Origin of the sequence: Paracoccus fontiphilus, from assembly GCF_017356265.1 — a bacterium.
Taxonomy (GTDB): Bacteria; Pseudomonadota; Alphaproteobacteria; order Rhodobacterales; family Rhodobacteraceae; genus Paracoccus; species Paracoccus fontiphilus.
Genome location: NZ_JAFNAW010000002.1, coordinates 12568 through 35936 on the forward strand (window position 1 = coordinate 12568; position 23369 = coordinate 35936).

A 23369-nucleotide genomic window follows, 5' to 3' on the forward strand; every position below is an offset into this window, starting at 1 on the left:
GTCTTCCAAACCCTTCCCCTTGGCGCGACTTGGGGTCTATAAGCGGGCAAACTGTCGTGCCCCGGCTGGGCTGCGGCATCATAAACATTGGCAGAGGACCGCATGAGCAACGATTCCCAGAACGGCAAGCATCACGAAGGCGACGTGGCTTTCATCCAGTCGCTGGCGGAACTGTTGAATGCAAGCGACCTGTCGGAACTGTCGGTCAAGCGCGAATACGGCGAACATGACCGCCTGACCGTCAGCTTGTCCAAGCATGGCAAGCCGGTGGCCTTTGCCGCGCCGGCCCCCGTCGCGGCTGCCGCGCCCGCCCCGCAGGCCAACGCGGTCCCGGCGCAACTGCCCGCCGTCAGCGAGGACCCGGCCAGCCTTCCGGGCGCCGTCACCTCGCCCATGGTCGGCACCGCCTACCTGTCCCCCGAACCCGGCGCCGCGCCCTTCGTGCAGATCGGCCAGGCCGTGGCGGAAGGCGACACGCTGATGATCGTCGAGGCGATGAAGACCATGAACCACATTCCGGCCCCCCGCGCCGGGACCGTCAGGCGCATCCTCATCGACGACGGCGCCCCGGTCGAATTCGGCGCGCCCCTGATGGTCGTCGAGTGAGGCGCGGATGTTCGACAAGATCCTGATCGCCAATCGCGGCGAGATTGCCCTGCGCGTGATTCGCGCCTGCCGCGAGATGGGCATCGCCTCGGTCGCGGTCCATTCCACCGCCGACGCCGACGCGATGCATGTCCGCATGGCCGATGAATCCGTCTGCATCGGCCCCGCGCCGTCATCGGCCAGCTACCTGTCGATGCCCGCCATCATCTCGGCCTGCGAGATCACGGGCGCCCAGGCGATCCATCCCGGCTATGGCTTCCTGTCAGAAAACGCGGCCTTCGTGCAGATGGTCGAGGATCACGGCATCACCTTCATCGGCCCGCGCGCGGAACACATCCGCATCATGGGCGACAAGATCACCGCCAAGGACACGATGAAGAACCTTGGCGTGCCCTGCGTGCCGGGCAGCGACGGCGGCGTGGACGATGTCGAGACCGCCCGCAGGGTCGCGGCCGAGATCGGCTATCCCGTCATCATCAAGGCCACCGCAGGCGGCGGCGGGCGCGGCATGAAGGTCGCCCATGACGACAAGGGCCTAGAGGTCGCCTTCCGCACCGCGCGGGCCGAGGCCAAGGCCGCCTTCGGCAATCCCGACGTTTATATCGAGAAATACCTGCAGAAGCCGCGCCATATCGAGATCCAGGTCTTCGGCGACGGCAAGGGCCGCGCGGTCCATCTGGGCGAACGCGACTGTTCCCTGCAGCGCCGCCACCAGAAGGTGCTGGAGGAGGCGCCCGGCCCCGCCATCACCGCCGAGGAACGCGCCCGCATCGGCAAGACCTGCGCCGATGCCGTGGCCAAGATCGGCTATTCCGGCGCCGGCACCATCGAGTTCCTGTATGAGGACGGCGAGTTCTACTTCATCGAGATGAACACCCGCCTGCAGGTGGAACATCCCGTGACCGAGGCGATCTTCGGCGTGGACTTGGTCCGCCAGCAGATCCTCGTGGCCTCGGGCGAGGAGATGGAGTTCCGGCAGGAAGACCTGTCGATTCGCGGCCATTCGATCGAGGTGCGCATCAACGCCGAAAAGGTGCCGGGCTTCTCTCCCTGCCCCGGCCGGATCACCCAGTATCACGCGCCGGGCGGGCTTGGGGTGCGGATGGACAGCGCGCTTTACGACGGCTATTCGATCCCGCCCTACTATGACAGCCTGATCGGCAAGCTGATCGTGCATGGCCGCGACCGGGCCGAGGCCTTGGCGCGCCTGGACCGTGCCCTGGGCGAATTGATCGTCGATGGCGTCGATACCACCGTGCCGCTGTTCACCGCGCTTCTGCAGGAACCCGATATCCTGTCGGGCAACTACTCGATCCACTGGCTGGAACGCTGGCTGGACCGGAAGTTCGGCTGATCCGCGCCCATGCTGACGCCTGCGCAACTGCTCAAGGGCTATGCGCGGGGCGTCTTTCCCATGGCGGAAAGCGCCTATGATCCGCGGCTCTACTGGTATGACCCGCCTTTGCGGGGTGTCCTGCCCATCGGCCGGGTCCACGCGTCGCGGTCCCTACTGAAAGATTTGCGGAAAGGTGGCTGGTCGGCGCATCTGGACGGGGACTTCGACGCGGTTGTCGCTGCCTGCGCCGATCGCGACACGACTTGGATCAACGCGCCGCTTGCCCGCCTCTACCATCGCCTGCATGAGACCGGCCACGCCCATGCCCTGGAGATCCGCCACGACGGCAGCTTCGCGGGCGGCATTTTCGGCGTGACGCTTGGCACCGCCTTCTTCGGCGAATCCATGGTTTCCACCCGGACCAACGGGTCGAAGATGGCGCTGTTGTGGATGTCCAGCCATCTGGCACGCTGCGGGTTCACGCTGTTCGACACGCAATTCCTGACCCCGCACCTGGCCCGCATGGGCGGCGTCGAGATCCCGAGAGAGCATTATCACCTGCTGCTGGCGGATGCCCTGACCCGGCGCGCGGACCTGAAGTCACATCCCCTGCCGACCGCCGATCAGCTTTGGCAGGAAATCACCCAGATATCATAGCGGGCGTCGTCCAAGGCGGACAGCGCAGGAGAGGACGAAATCATCCAGCCGCTGAACAGCGTCACGTTCTCGGACGTGTCCGTGACGGTCAGTTGCGCATAGGCGTCGGAACTTGGATCGCCTGCCGGATAGCGGCATTCGCCGAGACGAACTTCAAGCCGTCCATAACGGACAGCCTGCCCGACCTGCACCGGCAGGTCCGTCGTCCGGCCGGAAATCTTGTCGAGCCCGCGCAGCAGCGCGCCGTCGGCACGGGCCACGTCCTGAGCGGCAGCGGGGGCCGCCAAGGCTGCCAGCAGCAGGGCCGCACGGATCACGGCTGCTCTCCCTCGTCCTGCGCCTGGCTGTCCACGAACTTCATCATCAGCGACAACAGGCTGACGGCGCCCTGGACGTCCTCGATCTCGTCACCGGGGGCGAGGTTCTCGGGGCTGCCGCCGGGCTGGATCTGGATATAGGCGCCCCCCAGCAAGCCGTCCGACTGGATCAGCGCCGCGCTGTCGGCGGGAAGCGCGATCTCATCGGGGATCGTCAGCCTTGCATCAGCCATGTAGGTCGAGGGGTTCAGCGACACGCTGGACACCCGGCCAACCTGCACCCCTGCCAGCCGGACCTCGGTGCCGACGGCAATGCCATCCACGTCGGGGAAGGACGCCGTCAGCTCGTAGCCATGGTCCTGCACGAAGCCGCTGCCGAAGCCCCACAGCAAAAAGCCCGCCGCCGTCGCCAGCACTGCCGCGCCGGCCAGCAGTTCCGCCCGGTGCTCGCTTGCCGCGGTCATCTATTCCGGCTGCCACGCATCGTAGTCGCGTCGCGCCGGCTGGTCCGCGTGGTACAGCGAACCGTCGGGATAATAGGCGCCGGGCATCCCGGTCCGGTTTTCCTTGTGGGGTTTTTCCCAAGCCTTGTGGGCCAAGGGGGCCTTGGTGGGCGGCTCGTCCCAGGTATGGTGCAGCCAGCCGTGCCATTCGGGGCTGACCCGGCTTGCCTCGGATTCGCCGCTATAGATCACCCAGCGCCGGGACCCGTCCTTGTTCTGGTAGAAGATGTTGCCCTCGCCATCCTCTCCGACCTTGATGCCGTTCCGCCAAGTCCAGAACTGGGTATTGATGGTCTGGCTGTTCCACCAGGTCAGGGCGCGGAGCAGAAAGGACATGGGCGGAAACCTCTTGGTCTTTGGCTGGCAGTGATATGGCGCAAAGCGCGGCGAAGATCCAGACTGACCGCACCAAGGGCTTGTTGAAAAGGGGCCTTGCGGCCCCTTCGTCAGCCCGCCGAGGCCGTTTCCTTCTTCGGGTCGGAATGGATCAGCAGCGGCTTGGTCGCGGCGTTGTCAACCGCTTCCTCGTTCACCACGACCTCCTCGACGCTGTCCATGCCGGGCAGTTCGAACATGGTGTCCAGCAGGATGTCCTCCATGATGGAACGCAATCCCCGCGCGCCGGTCTTGCGCTTGATGGCGCGCTTGGCGATGGCCTGCAGCGCGTCTTCCGTGAAAGTCAGTTGCACCCCTTCCAGGTCGAACAGGCGCTGGTACTGCTTGACCAAGGCGTTCTTCGGCTTGGTCAGGATGATGATCAACGCTTCCTCGTCCAGGTCGGTCAGGGTGGCGATGACCGGCAGACGGCCCACGAATTCCGGGATCAGGCCGAATTTCAGCAGATCCTCAGGCTCAAGCTCCTTGAACAGCTCGCCCACGCCGCGGTCGTCGTTCTCCTTGACCGAGGCGCCGAAGCCCATCGCCGTGCCCTTGTTGCGCTGCGCGATGATCCGGTCGAGGCCCGCGAAGGCGCCGCCGCAGATGAACAGGATGTTGGTCGTGTCCACCTGCAGGAATTCCTGCTGCGGATGCTTGCGCCCGCCCTGCGGCGGCACCGAGGCCACCGTGCCCTCCATGATCTTCAGCAGGGCCTGCTGCACCCCCTCGCCCGACACGTCGCGGGTGATCGAGGGGTTGTCGGACTTGCGGGTGATCTTGTCCACCTCGTCGATATAGACGATGCCGCGCTGTGCGCGTTCGACGTTGTATTCCGACGCCTGCAGCAGCTTGAGGATGATGTTCTCGACATCCTCGCCCACATAGCCGGCCTCGGTCAGCGTGGTGGCGTCGGCCATGGTGAAGGGCACGTCCAGGATGCGGGCCAGCGTCTGGGCCAGTAGCGTCTTGCCGCAGCCGGTCGGGCCGATCAGCAGGATGTTCGACTTGGCCAGCTCGATATCGCCCTTGGCGCCGTGGTTCAGCCGCTTGTAGTGGTTGTGCACCGCGACGGACAGCACGCGCTTGGCATGTTCCTGGCCGATCACATAGTCGTCCAGGACGCCGCAGATTTCCTTGGGCGTCGGCACCCCGTCACCGGACTTCAGGCCCGAGGACTTGGTTTCCTCGCGGATGATGTCCATGCACAGTTCGACGCATTCGTCGCAGATGAACACGGTCGGTCCCGCGATCAGCTTGCGCACCTCATGCTGGCTCTTGCCGCAAAAGCTGCAATAGAGCGTATTCTTGCTGTCACTGCCGGACTGGTTCGCCATCGTCCACGTTCCTCGATTGCCGCGGACCTTTCGACCCGCAGGCGGCGCCGGTTACCCTGTGCCGCGTCTGAATTGATCCGTGGCGGTCGGCCCGCCACGGCGTCTGTTCTTTATGTTAGGGTTGACGCGCGCCCGTCACAATCCCCAACAAGTCTATTTCTTCTCGGGTTCCGCCTTGCCGCGCGGGGCAACGACCTCGTCGATCAGGCCCCAGTCCTTCGCCTCCTCGGGCGACATGAAGCGGTCGCGCTCCAGCGCCTCCTCGACCTCCTCCAGCGTCCTGCCGGTGTGCTGGACATAGATCTCGTTCAGGCGGCGCTTCAGCTTCTCGGTTTCGCGCGCGTGGATCAGGATGTCGGTCGCCTGCCCCTGGAATCCGCCGGACGGCTGGTGGACCATGACCCGGCTGTTCGGCAGCGAATAGCGCAGCCCAGGCTCGCCCGCGGCCAGCAGCAGCGAGCCCATGGACGCGGCCTGCCCGACCACCAGCGTCGACACGCGGGGGCGGATATACTGCATTGTGTCATAGATCGACAGGCCCGAGGTCACGACGCCACCGGGGCTGTTGATGTACATGCTGATGTCCTTGTTCGGGTTTTCCGCCTCCAGGAACAGCAGTTGCGCGCAGATCAGGGTGGACATGCCGTCATGGACGGGCCCCGAGACGAAGATGATCCGTTCCTTGAGCAGCCGCGAGAAGATGTCGTAGGCCCGTTCCCCGCGCGAGGTCTGTTCGACCACCATGGGAACGAGGGTGTTCATGTAGAATTCTGCCGGATCGCTCATCGTCTGTCCTTGCCTTGTGTCCCTGCTTGCGCGATTCGTCAGGGCGCTGATCCCATCTGTTAGCCGCGAAAGGTTGACAGAGTCTTAGTAACGGGCAAGGTCCGCCGCAAGGCATGGAACGAACTTCGCCCCATCGGGCAGCAGGAGGCAGGCGTGAAGCTGATCGTCGGACTGGGCAATCCCGGCGCGAAATACGCGGCGAACCGGCACAATATCGGCTTCATGGCCGTGGACAGGATCGCCGGGGATCATGGCCTTTCCCCGTGGAAGGCCCGCTTCCAGGGACTGGTCTGCGAAGGCAGGCTGGGCAATGCCCGCGTGACGCTGCTGATGCCGCAGACCTTCATGAACCTGTCGGGACAGTCCGTGGGCGAGGCGATGCGCTATCTGAAGCTGGCGCCCGCCGACGTGATCGTGCTGCACGACGAACTGGATCTTGCCCCCGGCAAGTGCCGCGTCAAGCAGGGCGGCGGCCATGCCGGTCACAACGGCCTGCGATCGATCCACCAGCACATCGGTGCGGACTATGACCGCGTCCGGCTGGGGATCGGCCATCCGGGCGACAAGGACCGGGTAGCGGGCTATGTCCTGTCCGACTTCGCCAAGGCAGACGGGGACTGGCTGGACGACCTGCTGCGCGGCATCTCGGACGGCGCGGCGGCCTTGGCCGAGGGCGACGGTCCGCGCTTCCAGAACGCGGTGGCCGCGCGGATGCAGCCTGCCCGGAACAGCGGCACCCGGCCTGCGCCGGAAAGGCCTGCGCCTGCTCCGGCTGCCCCCACCCCCGAGCCTGCCAGCCTGACCGACAAGCTGCGGCAGCTCACCGATCGGTTTCGGCAGTCGTGATCGGCGCGGGCCTTGGCGGCGCCCGCCGGTGGTTGTAGCCTGCAAGGGGGAGGACTTGCCATGGAGCCATCGCTGAACGTGCTGGGAACCCGGCTGGAGCCATGTTCGATGAAGCCCTTGACCGGGTTCTATCGAAACGGCTGCTGCGATACCGGGCAAGGCGACGCGGGCAGCCATACCGTCTGCGTGATCGTCGATGCCGAGTTCCTGGCCGTGTCGAAATACCTGGGCAACGACCTGTCCACGCCCCGGCCCGAGTTCCGGTTCGACGGGTTGAAGCCCGGCGACCGTTGGTGCCTTTGCGCCGCGCGGTTCCTGCAGGCCGCACAAGAGTTTGCCGCCCCGCGGGTGGTGCTGGAATCCACCCATGCGCGGGCCCTGGACATCATTCCCCTGGAGCTGTTGCGTGCACATGCGGTCGATGCTCAGGGCTGAACGTCTGGCCGCGCTGCTTTGGCTGCTGCCGGTCGCGGGGTTCTCGCAGCAGCTGTCCGACGGAACAGCGATCCATGCCGACGACCAACGCCGTCTGCAGGAGTATCACGCAGCGGCGGGCGATGCCTTGCTGCAGGCTTTCTCGGGCGGGGACGGGGCGGACCTGGCGGTCCTGAGCGATGTGCTGCAGGGCACGCCCCTGCCCCCGGATCGGGCAGGACCCGTGATGGCCGGCGAATGGTCCTGCCGGATGATCAAGGTGGGAGGGCTGCTGCCGATCACGGTCTATCAGCCGTTCCGCTGCCGGATCGGCAGCGATGGCGGCTTCGAGAAGCTGACTGGATCGCAGCGCACGAAGGGCCAAATCCATCAGGACGGCGACCGCCTCGTCTATCTGGGCACAGGCTTCATCGCGGGCGATACCCCGCCGCCCTATGCCGATCTGCCGCCCTTTTCAACCATCGGGTCCGACCCGCAGAGGGTGCCCGAGGTGGGCGTGGTCGAGATGCTCGACGGCAACAAGGGTCGGGTGATGTTTCCCGACCCCCATCTTGAATCGCGCTTCAACATCCTGGCGCTAAGCCGTTGATCTTCAGGTCTTGATGTCGAAGCCCAGATGCTTGGCGACGGTGAAGATGTCCTTGTCGCCGCGTCCGCACATGTTCATCACGATCAGGTGGTCCTTGGGCAGGTCCGGCGCGATCTTCATCACATGGGCCAGCGCATGGCTGGGCTCCAGCGCGGGGATGATGCCTTCCAGTTCGCAGCACAACTGGAAGGCGGCCAAGGCCTCGTCATCGGTGATGCTGACGTACTGGGCGCGGCCCGTGTCGTTCAGCCAGGCATGTTCCGGGCCGATGCCGGGATAGTCCAGGCCGGCACTGATCGAGTGGCCTTCGAGGATCTGCCCGTCGTCGTCCTGCAGCAGGTAGGTGCGGTTGCCGTGCAGGACGCCCGCCCGGCCGCCGGAAAGGCTGGCGCAGTGCTGCATCCGGTCGTCCACGCCCTTGCCGCCGGCCTCGACCCCGATGATCCGCACCTCCTTGTCGTCAAGGAACGGGTAGAACAGCCCCATGGCGTTGGATCCGCCGCCGATGGCCGCGACGATGGTATCGGGCAGCCGGCCCTCTCGCGGCAGGATCTGTTCCTTGACCTCCTTGCCGATGATCGACTGGAAATCGCGCACCATGGCCGGATAGGGGTGCGGCCCGGCCACCGTGCCGATGCAATAGAAGGTGTCGCGCACGTTGGTCACCCAGTCGCGCAGGGCGTCGTTCATCGCGTCCTTCAGCGTGCCGCGGCCGCTGGTCACGGGAATGACCTCGGCCCCCAGCAGGCGCATCCGGAAGACGTTCGGCGCCTGGCGTTCGACGTCATGGGCGCCCATGTAGACGATGCATTTCAGGCCGAAGCGCGCGCAGACCGTGGCCGTCGCCACGCCGTGCTGGCCCGCGCCGGTTTCGGCGATGATCCGGGTCTTGCCCATGCGGCGGGCCAACAGGATCTGGCCCAGCACGTTGTTGACCTTGTGCGCGCCGGTATGGTTCAGCTCGTCGCGCTTCATGTAGATCTTGGCGCCGCCCAGATGTTCCGTCAGGCGCTCGGCATGATACAAGGGCGAGGGGCGGCCGATGTAATGTTCCCACAGGTCGTTCATCTCGGCCCAGAAATCCGGGTCGGTCTTGGCGCGCTCGTATTCCGCTTCCAGATCCAGGATCAGGGGCATCAGCGTCTCGCTGACGAAGCGGCCGCCATAGATGCCGAAGCGGCCCTGTTCGTCGGGTCCGGTCTTGTAGCTGTTCACCAGATCGTCGGCCATGCGCCTGCCTTCACGGTTGGAATGGGTATTTGGGCAACGAAGAAGCCCTTACAGCGTCTTCTTATAGCCGATATGGCTGGGGGTGAAGCCCAAGCGGTCGTAGAAGCGGTGCGCATCGTCCCGCGCCTTGCTGGTCGTGAACTGCATCAGCCGGCAGTCCGCATCGCGGGCGCGCTGTTCGGCATCGGCGATGAGCGTCGCTCCGATGCCCTTGCCACGCCGGTCCCGGGCGACGCGCACGCCTTCGATCTGGGCCCGACGCGCGCCCATCTGCGACAGGCCGGTGATGAAGGTGATCTGGTAGCAGGCGACGATGGCGCCATCGTCCTCGCCGACAATCAGCAGGTTGTGGGGATCGTCCCGGATCGCTTCGAAAGCCGACAGGTAGGGTGTCAGGTCCGCCGCCCCCTCGCGGCCTTGCCCCAGGATGTCATCCGCCAGCAGGTCCACGATTGCCGCCACGTCCTGCGGCCGGGCAGGACGAAAGGCGACGGTCATTGGTTCGCCGCCGCGACAAAGGCGCGGATCAGAGCCTCGTCCTTCTCGCCCGGCTCCACCTCGACGCCCGAGGACACATCGACGGCGGGAGCCCCGGTCAGGCGGATCGCCTCGGCCACGTTCTGCGCGGTCAGGCCGCCCGCCAGCATCCAGGGACGCAGCCACTGGCGCCCGACCAGCAGGCGCCAGTCGAAGGACAAGCCATTGCCGCCGGGCAGGTCCGAGTCCTTCGGCGGCTTGGTATCCACCAGCAGCATATCCGCCACCAGCCCGTAGTCGGTCAGCGCGGGCAGGTCGGCGGGACCGGAGAGGCCAACGGACTTCATCACCGGCAGGCCGGTCAGCGCCTTGACGGCCGCCACGCGGTCCGGCGTCTCGGACCCGTGAAGCTGGATGATGTCCAGAGGCACCTGCGCCAGAACCGATCCAAGCGTTTCATCGTCAGGGTCGACGAACAGCCCGACACGGGCCACGCCGACCGGAACATGGGGCGCCAGCAAGGCCGCTTCCTCGGCCGATACGGCACGGGGCGATTTCGGGAAGAAGACAAAGCCGACATAGCGCGCACCCGCTGCCGCCGCAGCCTCGACATGCTCGGGCCTGCGCAACCCGCAGATCTTGACCTGCGCCATGGTCAGCGAGTGGCCGGCAGGGTGGTGCCGGGGGCAGGCTCGGGCGAGGCCAGGGGAACGGCGGGCGGAGCGGACTTCGGCCGGTCGAGGATGGCCAGAACCTCGTCCTTGGGGGCGGCATGGCGGTCGCGCAGGTGGCCCACCTCGTTTTCAAGCTGGGCAGCGCGAAAGGCGTGTGTGCGCGCCTCTCGGCGGATATGCGATTCTCGCAGCCATTCCCAGACAAGACCCGCCAGCATTCCCAAGGCAAATGCCAGGAAGATCACCAGGAACAACGGCAGATCGACGGACCAGCGGCCGCCCAGATACTGCCCGAAGTTCGCGGGAAAGGCCGACAGGGTGACGATGTCACGGTTGGCCAGCGCCACCGCGATCAGGATGATCGCCAGGGCCGCGATGAAGATCAGACGAAGAAAGCGCATCGGTAGTCCTTGCTTGCGGCCGCAGGGCACGGCCTGTCCGGCAACCTTCTACGCCTGTCAGGCGTCACCGTTCAACCGATCGCGCAGCAGTTTTCCGGTCTTGAAGAAGGGCACGTATTTCTGGTCGACATCCACCGACTCTCCGGTGCGGGGGTTCCGGCCGGTGCGGGCGTCGCGCTTCTTGACGGAGAAGGCGCCAAATCCGCGAAGCTCCACCCGGTCGCCGCGCGCCATCGCATCTATGATCTCTTCGAAAACGGTGTTCACGATCCTTTCGACGTCACGCCGGAACAGGTGCGGGTTCTCGTCAGCGATAAGCTGGATCAGTTCGGAACGGATCATCATCCCCCCAGGTGGCGAAACAGGTGTTCGCAGGACGTGCGACAAGACGGCAACGCGGCAAAAGGTTCCCAGTTTCCATAGCGATGCCAGTTTTGGTCCCTTCGCGCAAGAGACCTAGAACCTCCCTGCCCCTTCCGCAGGCATGAAAATGCCCGCTCCGCGAAGGCGGAGCGGGCGATATCAGGTCAAGGAACCGCGATCAGTTGTTGCGGTTCAGGGCGGCGCCCAGGATGTCGCCCAGCGAGGCGCCCGAATCCGAGCTGCCGTACTGGTCGATGGCTTCCTTTTCCTCGGCGATCTCGCGCGCCTTGATCGACAGGCCCAGACGACGGGTCTTGGTGTCGATGTTGGTGACGCGCGCATCGACCTTGTCGCCGACGCCGAAACGCTCGGGGCGCTGGTCCTGGCGGTCGCGGGCCAGATCGCTGCGGCGGATGAACGACTTGACGCCGTTGTATTCCACCTCGATGCCGCCATCCTCGATCGCCGTGACCTCGACCGTCACCACCGAGCCACGCTTCACGCCGTCAACGGCTTCGGCCATGTGCTCGTTTTCCAGGGCCTTGATCGACAGGCTGATGCGTTCCTTCTCGACATCCACGTCCTGAACGACGGCTTTCACCACGTCGCCCTTGCGGAAGTCCTGGATCGCGTCCTCGCCGCGGGCATCCCACGAGATGTCCGACAGGTGGACCATGCCGTCGATGTCGCCTTCGAGGCCGACGAACAGACCGAATTCGGTGATGTTCTTGACTTCGCCTTCGATGACGGTGCCCGACGGATGGGTTTCCGCGAAGACTTCCCACGGGTTGCGCTGCGTCTGCTTCAGACCAAGCGACACGCGGCGCTTGGCCTCGTCGATCTCCAGCACCATCACTTCGACTTCCTGAGAGGTCGAGACGATCTTGCCCGGATGGACGTTCTTCTTGGTCCAGCTCATTTCCGAAACGTGGACCAGACCCTCGACACCGGCTTCCAGCTCAACGAACGCGCCGTAGTCGGTGATGTTGGTCACGCGGCCCTGGTGGACCGAGCCGATCGGGAACTTGTCGCCCACGGTATCCCACGGATCGGCCTGCAGCTGCTTCATGCCCAGGCTGATGCGGTGGCTGTCCTTGTTGATCTTGATCACCTGGACCTTGACGGTCTCGCCGATGTTCAGGATCTCGGACGGGTGGTTGACGCGGCGCCATGCCATGTCGGTGACGTGCAGCAGGCCATCAACGCCGCCCAGATCGACGAACGCACCGTATTCGGTGATGTTCTTGACGACGCCGTTCACGGTCTGGCCTTCGGTCAGGTTGGCGATGACCTCGGCGCGCTGTTCGGCGCGGCTTTCTTCCAGGATGGCGCGGCGCGACACGACGATGTTGCCCCGGCGGCGGTCCATCTTCAGGATCTGGAACGGCTGCTTCAGACCCATCAGCGGGCCGGCGTCGCGCACGGGGCGCACATCGACTTGGCTGCCGGGCAGGAAGGCCACGGCGCCGCCCAGGTCGACGGTGAAGCCGCCCTTGACGCGGCCGAAGATGGCGCCTTCGACGCGCTCTTCATCGGCATAGGCTTTTTCCAAGCGGTCCCAGGCTTCCTCGCGGCGGGCTTTCTCGCGCGAGATGCTGGCTTCGCCGCGGGCGTTTTCCACGCGGTCCAAGTAAACCTCGACCTCGTCGCCGACCTTCAGGTTCGGCTCTTCGCCCGGGTTCGCGAATTCCTTGAGATCGACGCGGCCTTCCATCTTGTAGCCGACGTCGATGATGGCCTGTCCCGCCTCGATGGCGATGACGCGGCCCTTGACGACCGAACCTTCGTCCGGGGTGTCAATGTCGAAGCTTTCGTTCAGGAGGGCTTCGAATTCCTCCATGGTCGCTTTAGCGCACATATATGATCGGTTTCCTTTACGACGATTTTACTGGCCATGCGGTTGGCTCCGCCGGTCTTTATGGCGTCCTTCGGGAACGACAAAGGGTCGCGGCATGACGCCCGACCCGTTTCGATGCGGCCTGTTCTGACCATCTCGCCCAAAAGACTGGCGGTCATATAGGCCCGGAAGGGTCTGAATACAACAAAAAACGTCCCAGACAGGTTATATCCGTATGGAAATATCGCTTGCGCCGCATCGGGTGCCGGCGATAGGTTCGGCGGGACATAACGCCAGAGGCCCCGATGATCCGCCCTGCCCTGCTGCTTGCACTGCTTGCCACCCCCGCCACTGCCGACAACGTCACTGTCTTCGCCGCCGCCTCGCTGAAGAACGCGCTTGACGAAGTCGCGGCAGACTTCATGCGTAACACCGGCCATGAGGTGACGATCTCCTATGCCGGGTCGAACGCCCTGGCCAAGCAGATCATCGAGGGGGCGCCCGCCGACCTGTTCATCTCGGCCAGCGGCGACTGGATGGACGAGGTGGAGGGCGCCGATCTGGTGGAAACCCGGCAGGATCTGCTGGGCAACAGGCTGGTCCTGATCGCGCATGGCGATGCGCAGCCGGTCCTGATCGGGGCCGGGACCGACCTGAAAGGAATGCTGGGGGGCGGCAAGCTGGCGATGGGCTTGGTCGATTCCGTGCCCGCCGGTCAATACGGCAAGGCTGCCCTGCAAACCCTCGGGCTGTGGGACGAGGTGCAGGCCGATGTCGCGCAGGCCGACAACGTGCGCGCCGCCCTTGCCCTGGTCGCGACGGGCGAGGCGCCCTACGGGATCGTTTACGCGACCGATGCGGCTGCCGAGGACGACGTGACCATCGTGGGAGAGTTTCCTGCAAGCAGCCACCCCCCGATCACCTATCCCGCCGCGCTGCTGACCCCTGCCGCCGACGATGCCGACCGGGCCTTCTATGATGCCTTGTCCGGGGGTTCCGCCGATGCGATCTTCGAAAGGCATGGATTCACGGTGACGGACTGACTTGACCGACTGGCTGACCCCCGAGGCTTGGCAGGCCGTGCGCTTGTCTATCCGGGTATCGCTGTGGGCGGTCGCGGCCAGCCTGCCGCTGGGGGTATTCGTGGCCTATGCGCTGGCGCGCTGGCGCTTTCCGGGTCACGGGCTGCTGAACGGGCTGGTGCATCTGCCGCTGGTCCTACCTCCGGTCGTCACGGGATATCTGTTGCTGCTGACCTTCGGGCGTCGGGGCTGGATCGGCGAGTGGCTGGACCAGGTCGGCATTGTCCTGGCCTTCCGCTGGACCGGGGCGGCGCTTGCCGCGGCGATCATGGCCTTTCCGCTGATGGTCCGCGCCATCCGCCTTGCCATCGAGGCCGTGGACCCGAAACTGGAACAGGCGGCCTCGACGCTTGGGGCGCCACGTCCCTGGGTGTTCCTGACCGTGACGCTGCCGCTGATCCTGCCGGGCATCATGACGGGCGCGATCCTGGCCTTCGCCAAGGCAATGGGAGAGTTCGGCGCCACCATCACTTTCGTGTCGAACATCCCCGGCCAGACGCAGACCCTGCCCTCGGCCATCTATGCCTTCCTGCAGGTGCCGGGGGGCGAGGCTGCCGCGGCGCGGCTGGTGCTGATCGCGGTCGTGATCGCCATGGCCGCGCTGTTCCTGTCCGAATGGCTGTCCCGGCTGATCGCCCGCCGCATCCGGGGCCTGTGATGCTGACGGTCACGCTGCGCCATGCCTTTCCGGGCTTCCAGCTTGACGCGTCGTTTCAGGCGCCTGCCGGGCTGACGGCGCTGTTCGGGCATTCGGGATCGGGCAAGACCACGGTCGTCAACGCTGTGGCCGGGCTGCTGCGCCCTCAATCGGGCCGTGTGACAGTCGGGGATATGGTGCTGACCGACAGCGACGCAGGCGTCTTCCTGCCCCCGCATCGCCGCGGCATCGGCTATGTCTTTCAGGAGGCGCGGCTGTTTCCGCACCTGAATGTCCGGCAGAACCTGCTTTACGGCCACTGGTTCACCGGGCGCGGGCAGCAGGCGGACCTGTCCCGCGTGGTCGAGATGCTGGGCATCGGCCATATGCTGTCCCGCCGCCCGGCGGCCTTGTCGGGGGGCGAGCGCCAGCGCGTCGCGCTGGGCCGGGCGATCCTGTGCCACCCGCGCTTGCTGCTGATGGACGAGCCGCTGGCGGCGCTGGACCAGGCCCGCAAGGACGAGATCCTGCCCTATCTGGAGCGTCTTCGCGATCATGCCGGGCTGCCGATCCTGTATGTCAGCCATTCCCCGGCCGAGGTCGCGCGACTGGCGACAACCGTGGTGTTGATGGACAAGGGCCGCGTATCTGCGGCAGGTCCGGTCGCCGCCATGCTGTCCGATCCCGCCGTGGCCCCGCTGTTCGGCATGGCCGAGACGGGCGCCGTCCTGACCGCACGGATCGAGGCGCAGGAACCCGACGGCCTGACGCGGCTGCTCACGTCCGCCGGTCCGCTGTTCCTGCCGCGGATCGCCGCGCCCGTCGGCACCGGGCTGAGACTGCGCATCCTGGCGCAGGACGTCATGATCGCCACCGCGCCGCCCCGCGGAATATCGGCGCTGAACGTCATTCCGGCGCAGGTGCATGACATGACGGCCGTGCCGGGCGGCGTCCTTGTGCGGCTGCAGGCCGGCGACCAGATGATCCTGTCGCGCATCACGGCGCGGTCGGCGGACGTGCTGGGCCTGTCGCCCGGCGTGCCCGTTTACGCGGTGCTGAAGGCGGTTTCCGTCGCACCCGGAACGATCGGCGTTTCCAGGGGCTGATGGGCGACCCAGATCCCGCTCTCGCGCGAGAAATGCTCGTATTCCGGGGGGCGGAAAGACGGCTCGTCCATGGGGGCGATGTGGCGTTCGATGGTCAGCAGCGTTCCGTCGATCTGCAGCACCGCGAATTCGTTCTGCCGGTCCGAGACACGGGCGCACAGCGCCGTGCCGCCCTGGATCTGCAGCACCCCGGGATGCGTCGTCTGGTCCAGCATCGCGCCCGTCGCCCAGACATGCAGGTGCCCCGACAGCACGATCTGGACACCCGCCCGTTCCAGCCGGGCCAATGCCTCGGGCGCGCGGCGCGACAGTTCCTTGTCGACCTGGGCCAGATGCTCCAGGGGATGGTGCATGGCCACGACGTTCATGGCCGTCGGGTCCAGCCCTCCTGTCAGGCGGCCGATCTCGCCGTCGCGGACGATGCCCCGCTGCACGGCGAAGGGATCGACGCTGTTCATGCCCAGAACGCGCACCCCGCCCGCCTGCCGCGTCGGCGAAAGCTCTGGCCCCATGGCACGGCGATAGGCGGCATAGGGCATGAGATACCGCATCGGCAGGTTGTAGAGCGGCACGTCGTGATTGCCCGGCACCGCCATCAAGGGCGCCTCGATGCGCGACAGGAAGGCAGCGGCCTGGGCATACTGGGCGGACCGTCCGCGATGGGTGATGTCCCCCGTCAGAACCACCAGATCGGCGCGGGCATGATTGACCCGCTCCAGCAGGTGATCGAGCAATCGGGCACGGTGAAAGCCGAAATGCAGGTCCGAAAGATGGACGATGCGCGTCATTCCGCGACGCCCCTGGTCTTGCTGACATCGTCCGCAGGCACCAGAACCCGCAGGTCGCCATGCCGGACCCTCAGGTGGAAGGGGCTAACCATGCGGGTCTTTTCCCCGTCATGGGCAACCAGTTGCTGGCGCTTTCCGGTTTCGATCACCAAATTGTCGGTGACGATCAGGTCGAAGTCGCTGTCCTTGGCGCTGAACCCGAAGGCCAGGCGGAAGGCGGACCGCAGCAACGGCAGGGGCCGCCGCGCCTTGGCGATCAGCACGGCGAACTGCCCGTCCCGGATCGCCTCCGCCCCGTCCAACCCGAACGCATCCAACTGATAGGCACTGCGCGCGACAAACACGAGCGCCGTGGTGAAATGGCGCGACTGCCCGTCGACCTTGGCTGTCAGTTGCATCGGATTGCGCAGCCGGCGCAGCGCCACCAGCACCGACCAATAGGCCGCGACCCGCGACCTGCCCCACCTCTTGTAGATCCCCTCGCGCGTCTTGAGGATATGCGGATAGGCGCCAAGGCTTACGTTATTGAGGAAGATCAGGTTCTCGATCTGGCCGACATCGACGGATTTGACGCGGGCATCGAGCAGCGTTTCCAGCGCATCCTCGACCGTCTCGCCCACACCCAGGTCCCGCGCGAAATAGTTGAAGGTGCCGCCGGGCAGCACGCCCATCATGGTCCGGGTTCCCGCCAAGGCACCCGCGACCGCCGACTGCGTGCCGTCGCCGCCATAGGCCACCACAATATCGAAGCCATCCTCGACCGCCTGCCTGGCAAGGGACATCAGTTGGTCGCCCCGGTCGGTTTCGCGCAAGGCGAATTCGGCGACCTTGCCCTCCAGAGCGTCGCGGATGATGCGGGACTGCTGGCTGCCGTCCTTCTTGCCCGACCCGCGGTTCCCGATCACGCATAATCGGCAGGCGGACAGGTCCACCCTATCGGCTGTATCGCGCATCCGTCCCCCGGTGTGATTTCGCCTATCAACACGCAGAGCGCCGGGACGGTTTCACGCCCGCGGGATCAAAGTCGCTGCACGGCCTCTTGCACCGAGGGGCGCAGGCCCGCCCCGCCCGCCGCGACATAGTCCCTGAGCTGGCTCCGCATCCGCGGTTCCCAATAGTCCTTCAGGTGCGCGGCGATCTTGTCGGGCGCATCGCCAGGCTGCGTGTCGAAGAAGGTGGCGATCTGGTTGGCCATGGTGACCATCTTTTCAGGCGACATCGAAAACCTCGGCGCGCAGCCGCTGGGGGTGGCAGAACAGGTCGAACCCCTCGCCCCGCGCAAAGGCGGCAAGGGTCAGGCCCGCGCCCTCGGCCAGGCGCAGGGCGTGCAGCGTGGGGGCGGACACGGCGATCAGAATGGTGCAGCCAGCCATGACGCATTTCTGCACCATTTCGGTGGATATCCGGCTGGTCAGGACGATGGCGCCTTGGGCGGGGTCGATGCCCTGCCGGACCATGGCGCCGATCAGCTTGTCCAAGGCGTTGTGACGGCCCACGTCTTCGCGTGCCAAAACGACGCCCTGCCCCGGCAGCAGGAAGCCCGCCGCGTGAACGGCCCGCGTGCGGTCATGCAGCGGCTGCCATCCGCGCAGGGACTCGGTCGCCGACGCGATCTCCTCGACCGTCAGGACCGGACCGATCCCGGCAAGGGTGGGGAGGGACCGCACCGCGGCCTCGATGCTGTCGATGCCGCACAATCCGCAGCCAACCGGCCCCGCCAGCGACCGGCGACGGGCGGCAAGCTGGGCGCCGCGATCCTCGGCCAGCCACATCTGCGCCTCGATCCCCTTCGGGTGGGGGATCACCTCGCAGGATGCGATCTGGTCCAGGCCGGTGACGATCCCCTCGGTCAGCGAGAAGCCCACCGCGAAGTCCTGAACATCCGCAGGCGTCGCCATCATCACGGCATGGGTGGTGCCGTCATAGACCATGGCGATGGCCGTTTCCTCGGGCAGCGCGCGCGTGACGGCGACGCTGCTGCCCCCCTTTGGAAAACCGGGCCGGTGATGGGTCGCATCCGTGGCCCCGAAGGGCGGCGGCATTTCCATGGTTCACTCCGCGGCGGTCAGAATCCGCCGCGACCGTTCGGCCTGTTCGTTATAGCTTTCCTGCCAGTCCGTCGGACCGTTCGAGGGGCTGACCTGCACCGCCGTCACCTTGAATTCCGGGCAGTTCGTCGCCCAATCCGAGAAGTCGGTCGTGACCACGTTAGCCTGCGTCGCCGGGTGATGGAAGGTGGTATAGACCACGCCCGCCGCCACCCGGTCGGTCAGCACCGCCCGCAGCGTCGTTTCCCCCGAACGAGAGGCCAGCCGCACCCAGTCGCCGTCCTTCACCCCCCGGAACTCGGCGTCGTGGGGGTTGATCTCCAGCACGTCCTCGGGGTGCCAGGCGACGTTCTCGGTCCGCCGGGTCTGCGCGCCCACGTTGTAATGGGCGAGGATCCGCCCCGTAGTCAGCAGCAGCGGGAAGCGCGGGCCGGTGCGTTCGTCGGTCGCCACATATTCGGTGACCATGAAATGCCCCTTGCCCGACACGAAGCCATCCACGTGCATCAAGGGTGTGCCGTCCGGCACCGTCTCGTTGCAGGGCCACTGGACGGACCCCTTCTCCTCCAGCACCTCATAGGTGACGCCCGCGAAGCTGGGGGTCGTGGCCGCGATCTCCTCCATGATCTGGCGGGGGTGGGTATAGTGCCAGCCCGCGCCCAGGGCGTTCGCCAGAAGCTGCGTGACTTCCCAATCCTCGTAACCGTTGCGGGGGGCCATCACCTTGCGGACGCGGTTGATGCGGCGTTCGGCATTGGTGAAGGTGCCGTCCTTTTCCAGGAACGACGATCCCGGCAGGAAGACATGGGCATAGTTCGCGGTCTCGTTCAGAAACAGGTCGTGGACGATCACACATTCCATCGCCGCAAGCCCTGCCGAGACGTGCTTGGTATCCGGGTCGGATTGCAGGATATCCTCGCCCTGGCAGTAGAGGCCCTTGAAGGTGCCCTCGACCGCCGCGTCCAGCATGTTCGGGATGCGCAGGCCGGGTTCGGGATCGATCTCGCAGTTCCAGGCCTTTTCGAAGATCGCGCGAACATCGGGCAGCTTGACGTGACGATAGCCGGGCAGTTCGTGCGGGAAGCTGCCCATGTCGCAAGATCCCTGCACGTTGTTTTGACCGCGCAAGGGGTTCACGCCGACGCCGGGACGGCCGATGTTGCCGGTCAGCATGGCAAGGTTGGCGATGCCGATCACAGTCGTGGAGCCCTGGCTGTGTTCCGTCACGCCCAGGCCGTAGTAGATCGCGCCATTGCCGCCGGTTGCATAAAGCCGCGCGGCGGCACGCAGGTCGGCGGCGGGAACGCCGGTCAGCAGTTCCACGTTCTCGGGCGCGTGGCGCGGGTCGCTGACGAAATCGACATAGAACTGGAATTCGTCCCAATCGCAGCGGGTGCGGATGAAATCCTCGTCAAACAGCCCCTCGGTCACAATGACATGGGCCATTGCCGTGACGACGGCCACGTTAGTGCCGGGCTTCAGCGGCAGGTGATACTGCGCCTCGATGTGGGCGGACCGCACGATGTCGGTGCGGCGGGGATCGACCACGATCAATTTGGCGCCCTGGCGCAGTCGCTTTTTCAGGCGGCTGGCAAAGACCGGGTGGCCGTCGGTCGGGTTTGCACCGATGACCACCACCACATCGGCGGCCTCGACGCTGTCGAAGTCCTGCGTCCCGGCGGACGTGCCGTAGGTCTTTCCCAGGCCATAACCCGTCGGTGAATGGCAGACGCGGGCGCAGGTGTCGGTGTTGTTGTTACGGAAGACCGCGCGGGTCAGCTTTTGCACCAGATAGGTTTCCTCGTTGGTGCAGCGGCTGGAGGTGATGACGCCCACCGACTTGCGGCCGTATTTCTCCTGTATGCCCTTCATCTTGGCGGCGGCGAAGGCGATCGCCTCGGCCCATTCGACCTCGCGCCACGGCTGGTCGATGCTGTCGCGGATCATCGGCTTCAGGATGCGATCCTTGTGCTGGGCATAGCCATAGGCGAAGCGGCCCTTGACGCAAGAATGGCCCCGGTTGGCCTTGCCGTGCTTGTAGGGGACCATGCGTACCAGTTGGTCGCCGTTCAGTTCCGCCTTGAAGCTGCACCCCACGCCGCAATAGGCGCAGGTCGTGATGACCGACCGTTCGGGCGTGCCCAGTTCGATCACGGATTTTTCCTGCAGGGTCGCGGTCGGGCAGGCCTGCACGCAGGCGCCGCAGGACACGCAGTCCGAGGTCAGGAAGTCGTCGCTCACGGCCCCCGCCTTGACGCGGCTGTCGAAGCCGCGGCCCTCGATGGTCAGGGCGAAGGTGCCCTGCACTTCCTCGCAGGCGCGGACGCAGCGGGAACAGACGATGCACTTGGCCGGATCATAGGTGAAATACGGGTTACTCTCGTCCTTGGGGACATACAGCGCGTTTATCCCCGCCCCGTCGCGCGTGGCGAAGTGATTGACCAGCGAACGATCTTCGGGCGCCTTGTAGCGCACGTCGCGCAGGCCGACGTTGCCCGCCATGTCCTGCAGTTCGCAGTCGCCATTGGCCGCGCAGGTCAGGCAGTCGAGCGGGTGGTCGCTGATGTAAAGCTCCATCACCCCCTTGCGCATCCGGCGCAGCTTGTCGGACTGGGTGTGGACGACCATGCCCTCGACCACCGGCGTGGTGCAGGACGCGGGCGTGCCGCGGCGGCCTTCGATTTCCACCACGCACAGGCGGCACGATCCGAAGGCCTCCATGTTGTCGCTGGCGCAGAGTTTCGGGACCATGATCCCGGCCTCGGCGGCGGCGCGCATGACGGATGTGCCCTCGGGCACCGTCACGGCGATCCCGTCCACGCTGATCGTGACCGGCAGGCCGCTGCGGGCGGGGGTGCCCATGTCGCGGTCGTCGCCCGGCGGGTATTGGGGGATGATGAAGTCTCTCATTCGGCTGCCTCCTTGAAGGTGGCGAAATCGTCGGGGAAGTTTCGGAGCGCGGACATGACCGGAAACGGCGTGAAGCCGCCAAGCGCGCACAATGATCCGTCCTTCATCGTCTCGCACAGGTCGGTCAGCAGCGGGATCGCGTCCGGGTCGCCCTGGGCGATGCGGTCGATGGTTTCCACACCGCGCACCGCGCCGATCCGGCAGGGCGTGCACTTGCCGCAGGATTCGACGGCGCAGAACTCCATCGCGAAGCGCGCCATGCGCAGCATGTCCACGGTGTCGTCGAAGACCACAAGCCCGGCATGGCCGATCAGCCCGCCTTGGCTGTCGAATTCCTCGTATCCCATCGGCGTGTGGAACTGGTCGATGTGCATGTAGGCGCCCAGCGGGCCACCCACCTGCACCGCCTTGACGGGCCGCCCGCTGGCGGTGCCGCCGCCGATGTCGTTCACGACCTCGCCCAGGGTCAGGCCGAAGGCGGTCTCGAACAGACCGCCGCGCTTGACGTTTCCGGCGATCTGCAAGGTCACGGTGCCGCGCGATCGGCCCAGGCCGAAGTCGGCGTAGTGTTTCGCCCCGCGTTCGAATATCACCGGGATCGTGGTCAGCGAGATGACGTTGTTCACGACCGTGGGCTGGCCCAGGAAGCCCTGAAGCGCGGGCAGCGGCGGCTTGGCGCGCACGGTGCCGCGCTTGCCTTCCAGGCTGTTCAACAGGCTGGTTTCCTCGCCGCAGACATAGGCGCCCGCGCCGGTGCGGACCTCCATGTCGAAGGCGCGGCCCGATCCCAGTACATCGGCGCCCAGCAGGCCTCGCTGGCGGGCGATCTTCACCGCTTGCGTCAGGATATGAATGGCGTCGGGGTATTCGGACCGCAGATAGACATAGCCCCGCGTCGCGCCCACGCCCAGGCCAGCAATGGCCATGCCTTCGATCAACTGGAAGGGATCGCCCTCGATGATCATGCGGTCGGCGAAGGTGCCGCTGTCGCCCTCGTCGGCGTTGCAGACGATGTATTTCTGCGGGGCCTCTGCCTCGGCCACGGTCTTCCACTTGATGCCGGTCGGAAAGCCCGCGCCACCACGCCCGCGAAGGCCGCTGTCGATGACCTCCTGCACGATCTGGGCCTTGGTCATGCCCAGCGCGCGGCGCAGGCCCACAAGACCGCCATGCGCCCCGTAGTCGTCCATGTCCAAGGGGTTGATCAGTCCGCAGCGGGCAAAGGTCAGGCGGGTCTGGCGGGCGAACCAGTCGATGTCCTCGACCCGGCCAAGCCCGTTCAGCTTGCCGTCCAGAAGATCCGGCACTTGGTCGGGGGTCACGTTTCCGTAACCGATCCGGCCCTCGGGTGTGTCAACCTCGACCAGAGGCTCCAACCAGACCATGCCGCGCGTGCCGTTGCGGACAAGCTGCACGTCCAGTCCGCGCGCCGCAGCCTCGCGTGCGAGAGCATCGGCGACATCATCCGCGCCAAGCGCCTTGGCGGCGCTGTCCCCGGGAACGAAGATCTTCATGCGCCCACCTCGGCCAGAATGCGGTCCATGCGGGCGTCGTCGACGCGGCCCACGACCTTGCCGTCCACCATGGCGGCGGGGGCGCAGGCGCACATGCCCAGGCAATAGACGGGTTCCACCGTCAGGGCACCGTTGGACGTGGTGCCGTGCCAGCCAATTCCCAGCTTTTGCAAGGTGGATTCGGCAAGCGCGTTGGCGCCCATGGACTGGCAGGCCTCGGCCCGGCAGATCTTCAGGACGTGGCGTCCCGCCGGATGATCGCGGAAGTCGTGGTAGAAGCTGATGACGCCATGCACCTCGGCCCGGCCCAGGTTCAGGATGTCCGCCAGCACCGGCACGGCAGCCTGCGGCACGAAACCCCAGGTCTCCTGCAACGCGTGCAGCATCGGCAGAAGTGGCCCTTCCAGAGAGGCAAGCGGCGCGACGACGCCCCGGATCTCCTCCTCGGTCGGGGCTGGCGCATGGGAATGCATATGCTGGCCTTTCGACGATCCTTTGGCGGATATCAAAGCAGG

At 66.0% G+C, this 23369-nt stretch carries 27 protein-coding genes; 9 read left to right on the forward strand and 18 right to left on the reverse strand.

Annotated elements, in window-relative coordinates; translation table 11 throughout:
* Nucleotides 1–102 precede the first annotated feature (102 nt).
* The 3 genes from accB to aat are packed head-to-tail and all read left to right on the forward strand — an operon-like array spanning nt 103 to nt 2599.
* Nucleotides 103–606, forward strand: a complete 504-nt coding sequence (accB, locus tag J0F76_RS01135; protein WP_207464821.1) for an acetyl-CoA carboxylase biotin carboxyl carrier protein — start codon at nt 103–105, stop codon at nt 604–606.
* 7 nt (nt 607–613) lie between these two features.
* Nucleotides 614–1960 (forward strand): acetyl-CoA carboxylase biotin carboxylase subunit, encoded by a 1347-nt coding sequence (gene accC / locus J0F76_RS01140; protein ID WP_207464823.1) that lies wholly within the window; start codon nt 614–616, stop codon nt 1958–1960.
* Nucleotides 1961–1969: 9 nt separating this feature from the next.
* Nucleotides 1970–2599, forward strand: coding sequence for a leucyl/phenylalanyl-tRNA--protein transferase (gene aat, locus J0F76_RS01145; RefSeq protein ID WP_207464826.1), 630 nt, complete (start codon nt 1970–1972; stop codon nt 2597–2599).
* Here the strand turns inward: aat and J0F76_RS01150 are convergent.
* The 5 genes from J0F76_RS01150 to J0F76_RS01170 all read right to left on the reverse strand — a co-directional run bounded on the left by J0F76_RS01150 (nt 2566) and on the right by J0F76_RS01170 (nt 5917).
* Entirely contained in the window at nt 2566–2916 is a 351-nt protein-coding gene (locus J0F76_RS01150) for a DUF2155 domain-containing protein (protein WP_341351541.1), read from the reverse strand. The two genes, aat and J0F76_RS01150, sit on opposite strands and share 34 nt — an antisense overlap.
* Nucleotides 2913–3380 (reverse strand): outer membrane lipid asymmetry maintenance protein MlaD, encoded by a 468-nt coding sequence (mlaD, locus tag J0F76_RS01155; RefSeq protein WP_207464828.1) that lies wholly within the window; start codon nt 3378–3380, stop codon nt 2913–2915. The genes J0F76_RS01150 and mlaD overlap by 4 nt, the downstream gene beginning before the upstream one ends.
* Complete coding sequence (locus tag J0F76_RS01160; RefSeq protein ID WP_207464830.1) at nt 3381–3755, reverse strand: NADH:ubiquinone oxidoreductase subunit NDUFA12; 375 nt, start codon at nt 3753–3755, stop codon at nt 3381–3383.
* 110 nt (nt 3756–3865) lie between these two features.
* Nucleotides 3866–5131 (reverse strand): ATP-dependent Clp protease ATP-binding subunit ClpX, encoded by a 1266-nt coding sequence (clpX, locus tag J0F76_RS01165; RefSeq protein WP_207464832.1) that lies wholly within the window; start codon nt 5129–5131, stop codon nt 3866–3868.
* 153 nt (nt 5132–5284) lie between these two features.
* Nucleotides 5285–5917: an ATP-dependent Clp protease proteolytic subunit gene (locus J0F76_RS01170; RefSeq protein ID WP_207464834.1), complete on the reverse strand. Its 633-nt coding sequence runs from the start codon at nt 5915–5917 to the stop codon at nt 5285–5287.
* Nucleotides 5918–6070: 153 nt separating this feature from the next.
* On the opposite strand from J0F76_RS01170, the gene pth reads away from it, so the two are divergent.
* The 3 genes from pth to J0F76_RS01185 are packed head-to-tail and all read left to right on the forward strand — an operon-like array spanning nt 6071 to nt 7787.
* A complete protein-coding gene (gene pth / locus J0F76_RS01175; RefSeq protein ID WP_207464836.1) occupies nt 6071–6763 on the forward strand; it encodes an aminoacyl-tRNA hydrolase in 693 nt (230 codons plus the stop codon).
* A 60-nt stretch (nt 6764–6823) separates the two neighbouring features.
* Nucleotides 6824–7198 carry a DUF2237 family protein gene (locus J0F76_RS01180; RefSeq protein ID WP_207464838.1) on the forward strand — a complete coding sequence of 125 codons (375 nt, stop codon included), beginning with the start codon at nt 6824–6826 and terminating at the stop codon, nt 7196–7198.
* Nucleotides 7185–7787 (forward strand): DUF4893 domain-containing protein, encoded by a 603-nt coding sequence (locus tag J0F76_RS01185; RefSeq protein ID WP_207464840.1) that lies wholly within the window; start codon nt 7185–7187, stop codon nt 7785–7787. Before J0F76_RS01180 ends, J0F76_RS01185 begins: the two co-directional genes overlap by 14 nt.
* Before the next feature lie 3 nt (nt 7788–7790).
* Here J0F76_RS01185 and trpB read toward each other — a convergent pair whose 3' ends face one another.
* The 6 genes from trpB to rpsA all read right to left on the reverse strand — a co-directional run bounded on the left by trpB (nt 7791) and on the right by rpsA (nt 12790).
* Complete coding sequence (gene trpB / locus J0F76_RS01190) at nt 7791–9017, reverse strand: tryptophan synthase subunit beta (RefSeq protein ID WP_207464842.1); 1227 nt, start codon at nt 9015–9017, stop codon at nt 7791–7793.
* A 48-nt stretch (nt 9018–9065) separates the two neighbouring features.
* Entirely contained in the window at nt 9066–9515 is a 450-nt protein-coding gene (locus J0F76_RS01195) for a GNAT family N-acetyltransferase (protein WP_207464844.1), read from the reverse strand.
* A complete protein-coding gene (locus J0F76_RS01200; protein WP_207464846.1) occupies nt 9512–10147 on the reverse strand; it encodes a phosphoribosylanthranilate isomerase in 636 nt (211 codons plus the stop codon). The genes J0F76_RS01195 and J0F76_RS01200 overlap by 4 nt, the downstream gene beginning before the upstream one ends.
* 2 nt (nt 10148–10149) lie before the next feature.
* Entirely contained in the window at nt 10150–10569 is a 420-nt protein-coding gene (locus J0F76_RS01205; protein WP_207464848.1) for a LapA family protein, read from the reverse strand.
* Between the two features lie 57 nt (nt 10570–10626).
* A complete protein-coding gene (ihfB, locus tag J0F76_RS01210) occupies nt 10627–10911 on the reverse strand; it encodes an integration host factor subunit beta (RefSeq protein ID WP_207465095.1) in 285 nt (94 codons plus the stop codon).
* 199 nt (nt 10912–11110) lie between these two features.
* Entirely contained in the window at nt 11111–12790 is a 1680-nt protein-coding gene (gene rpsA / locus J0F76_RS01215; RefSeq protein ID WP_207464850.1) for a 30S ribosomal protein S1, read from the reverse strand.
* Nucleotides 12791–13074: 284 nt separating this feature from the next.
* Here rpsA and modA point away from each other — a divergent pair, with 284 nt between their 5' ends.
* From modA to modC, 3 genes are read left to right on the forward strand one after another with little or no spacing between them, the layout of a single operon-like run.
* The gene (gene modA / locus J0F76_RS01220) at nt 13075–13812 is read left to right on the forward strand and encodes a molybdate ABC transporter substrate-binding protein (protein ID WP_207464852.1); all 738 of its coding nucleotides are present in this window, start codon (nt 13075–13077) and stop codon (nt 13810–13812) included.
* A 1-nt stretch (nt 13813) separates the two neighbouring features.
* Nucleotides 13814–14509, forward strand: a complete 696-nt coding sequence (gene modB / locus J0F76_RS01225) for a molybdate ABC transporter permease subunit (protein ID WP_207464855.1) — start codon at nt 13814–13816, stop codon at nt 14507–14509.
* Nucleotides 14506–15594: a molybdenum ABC transporter ATP-binding protein gene (modC, locus tag J0F76_RS01230; protein ID WP_207464857.1), complete on the forward strand. Its 1089-nt coding sequence runs from the start codon at nt 14506–14508 to the stop codon at nt 15592–15594. The genes modB and modC overlap by 4 nt, the downstream gene beginning before the upstream one ends.
* On the opposite strand, the gene J0F76_RS01235 is transcribed toward modC, so the two are convergent.
* The 7 genes from J0F76_RS01235 to J0F76_RS01265 all read right to left on the reverse strand — a co-directional run bounded on the left by J0F76_RS01235 (nt 15534) and on the right by J0F76_RS01265 (nt 23327).
* The gene (locus tag J0F76_RS01235; protein ID WP_207464859.1) at nt 15534–16382 is read right to left on the reverse strand and encodes a metallophosphoesterase family protein; all 849 of its coding nucleotides are present in this window, start codon (nt 16380–16382) and stop codon (nt 15534–15536) included. The two genes, modC and J0F76_RS01235, sit on opposite strands and share 61 nt — an antisense overlap.
* Complete coding sequence (locus J0F76_RS01240; protein WP_341351542.1) at nt 16379–17287, reverse strand: diacylglycerol/lipid kinase family protein; 909 nt, start codon at nt 17285–17287, stop codon at nt 16379–16381. Before J0F76_RS01240 ends, J0F76_RS01235 begins: the two co-directional genes overlap by 4 nt.
* Nucleotides 17288–17400: 113 nt before the next feature.
* Nucleotides 17401–17601, reverse strand: coding sequence for a formate dehydrogenase subunit delta (locus J0F76_RS01245; RefSeq protein ID WP_207464863.1), 201 nt, complete (start codon nt 17599–17601; stop codon nt 17401–17403).
* Nucleotides 17591–18424, reverse strand: coding sequence for a formate dehydrogenase accessory sulfurtransferase FdhD (gene fdhD / locus J0F76_RS01250; protein WP_207465097.1), 834 nt, complete (start codon nt 18422–18424; stop codon nt 17591–17593). The genes J0F76_RS01245 and fdhD overlap by 11 nt, the downstream gene beginning before the upstream one ends.
* 9 nt (nt 18425–18433) lie before the next feature.
* Nucleotides 18434–21340: a formate dehydrogenase subunit alpha gene (fdhF, locus tag J0F76_RS01255; protein ID WP_207464865.1), complete on the reverse strand. Its 2907-nt coding sequence runs from the start codon at nt 21338–21340 to the stop codon at nt 18434–18436.
* Nucleotides 21337–22854 carry a formate dehydrogenase beta subunit gene (locus tag J0F76_RS01260; RefSeq protein ID WP_207464867.1) on the reverse strand — a complete coding sequence of 506 codons (1518 nt, stop codon included), beginning with the start codon at nt 22852–22854 and terminating at the stop codon, nt 21337–21339. The genes fdhF and J0F76_RS01260 overlap by 4 nt, the downstream gene beginning before the upstream one ends.
* On the reverse strand, nt 22851–23327 hold the full coding sequence (locus tag J0F76_RS01265) for a formate dehydrogenase subunit gamma (RefSeq protein WP_207464869.1): 477 nt from the start codon (nt 23325–23327) through the stop codon (nt 22851–22853). The genes J0F76_RS01260 and J0F76_RS01265 overlap by 4 nt, the downstream gene beginning before the upstream one ends.
* Nucleotides 23328–23369: the final 42 nt, after the last annotated feature.

What these genes read in the sequence shown, in the direction of transcription:
- J0F76_RS01200 (WP_207464846.1), bottom strand. Translation starts at nt 10,147, where the DNA reads ATGGCGCAGGTCAAGATCTGCGGGTTGCGCAGGCCCGAGCATGTCGAG.
- J0F76_RS01180 (WP_207464838.1), top strand. Translation starts at nt 6,824, where the DNA reads ATGGAGCCATCGCTGAACGTGCTGGGAACCCGGCTGGAGCCATGTTCG.
- J0F76_RS01235 (WP_207464859.1), bottom strand. Translation starts at nt 16,382, where the DNA reads ATGACGCGCATCGTCCATCTTTCGGACCTGCATTTCGGCTTTCACCGT.
- J0F76_RS01245 (WP_207464863.1), bottom strand. Translation starts at nt 17,601, where the DNA reads ATGTCGCCTGAAAAGATGGTCACCATGGCCAACCAGATCGCCACCTTC.
- modA (WP_207464852.1), top strand. Translation starts at nt 13,075, where the DNA reads ATGATCCGCCCTGCCCTGCTGCTTGCACTGCTTGCCACCCCCGCCACT.
- aat (WP_207464826.1), top strand. Translation starts at nt 1,970, where the DNA reads ATGCTGACGCCTGCGCAACTGCTCAAGGGCTATGCGCGGGGCGTCTTT.
- fdhD (WP_207465097.1), bottom strand. Translation starts at nt 18,424, where the DNA reads ATGCCGCCGCCCTTCGGGGCCACGGATGCGACCCATCACCGGCCCGGT.
- J0F76_RS01260 (WP_207464867.1), bottom strand. Translation starts at nt 22,854, where the DNA reads ATGAAGATCTTCGTTCCCGGGGACAGCGCCGCCAAGGCGCTTGGCGCG.
- trpB (WP_207464842.1), bottom strand. Translation starts at nt 9,017, where the DNA reads ATGGCCGACGATCTGGTGAACAGCTACAAGACCGGACCCGACGAACAG.
- J0F76_RS01160 (WP_207464830.1), bottom strand. Translation starts at nt 3,755, where the DNA reads ATGTCCTTTCTGCTCCGCGCCCTGACCTGGTGGAACAGCCAGACCATC.
- J0F76_RS01170 (WP_207464834.1), bottom strand. Translation starts at nt 5,917, where the DNA reads ATGAGCGATCCGGCAGAATTCTACATGAACACCCTCGTTCCCATGGTG.
- ihfB (WP_207465095.1), bottom strand. Translation starts at nt 10,911, where the DNA reads ATGATCCGTTCCGAACTGATCCAGCTTATCGCTGACGAGAACCCGCAC.
- clpX (WP_207464832.1), bottom strand. Translation starts at nt 5,131, where the DNA reads ATGGCGAACCAGTCCGGCAGTGACAGCAAGAATACGCTCTATTGCAGC.
- accB (WP_207464821.1), top strand. Translation starts at nt 103, where the DNA reads ATGAGCAACGATTCCCAGAACGGCAAGCATCACGAAGGCGACGTGGCT.
- accC (WP_207464823.1), top strand. Translation starts at nt 614, where the DNA reads ATGTTCGACAAGATCCTGATCGCCAATCGCGGCGAGATTGCCCTGCGC.
- mlaD (WP_207464828.1), bottom strand. Translation starts at nt 3,380, where the DNA reads ATGACCGCGGCAAGCGAGCACCGGGCGGAACTGCTGGCCGGCGCGGCA.
- J0F76_RS01195 (WP_207464844.1), bottom strand. Translation starts at nt 9,515, where the DNA reads ATGACCGTCGCCTTTCGTCCTGCCCGGCCGCAGGACGTGGCGGCAATC.
- J0F76_RS01265 (WP_207464869.1), bottom strand. Translation starts at nt 23,327, where the DNA reads ATGCATTCCCATGCGCCAGCCCCGACCGAGGAGGAGATCCGGGGCGTC.
- J0F76_RS01205 (WP_207464848.1), bottom strand. Translation starts at nt 10,569, where the DNA reads ATGCGCTTTCTTCGTCTGATCTTCATCGCGGCCCTGGCGATCATCCTG.
- J0F76_RS01185 (WP_207464840.1), top strand. Translation starts at nt 7,185, where the DNA reads ATGCTCAGGGCTGAACGTCTGGCCGCGCTGCTTTGGCTGCTGCCGGTC.
- rpsA (WP_207464850.1), bottom strand. Translation starts at nt 12,790, where the DNA reads ATGTGCGCTAAAGCGACCATGGAGGAATTCGAAGCCCTCCTGAACGAA.
- fdhF (WP_207464865.1), bottom strand. Translation starts at nt 21,340, where the DNA reads ATGAGAGACTTCATCATCCCCCAATACCCGCCGGGCGACGACCGCGAC.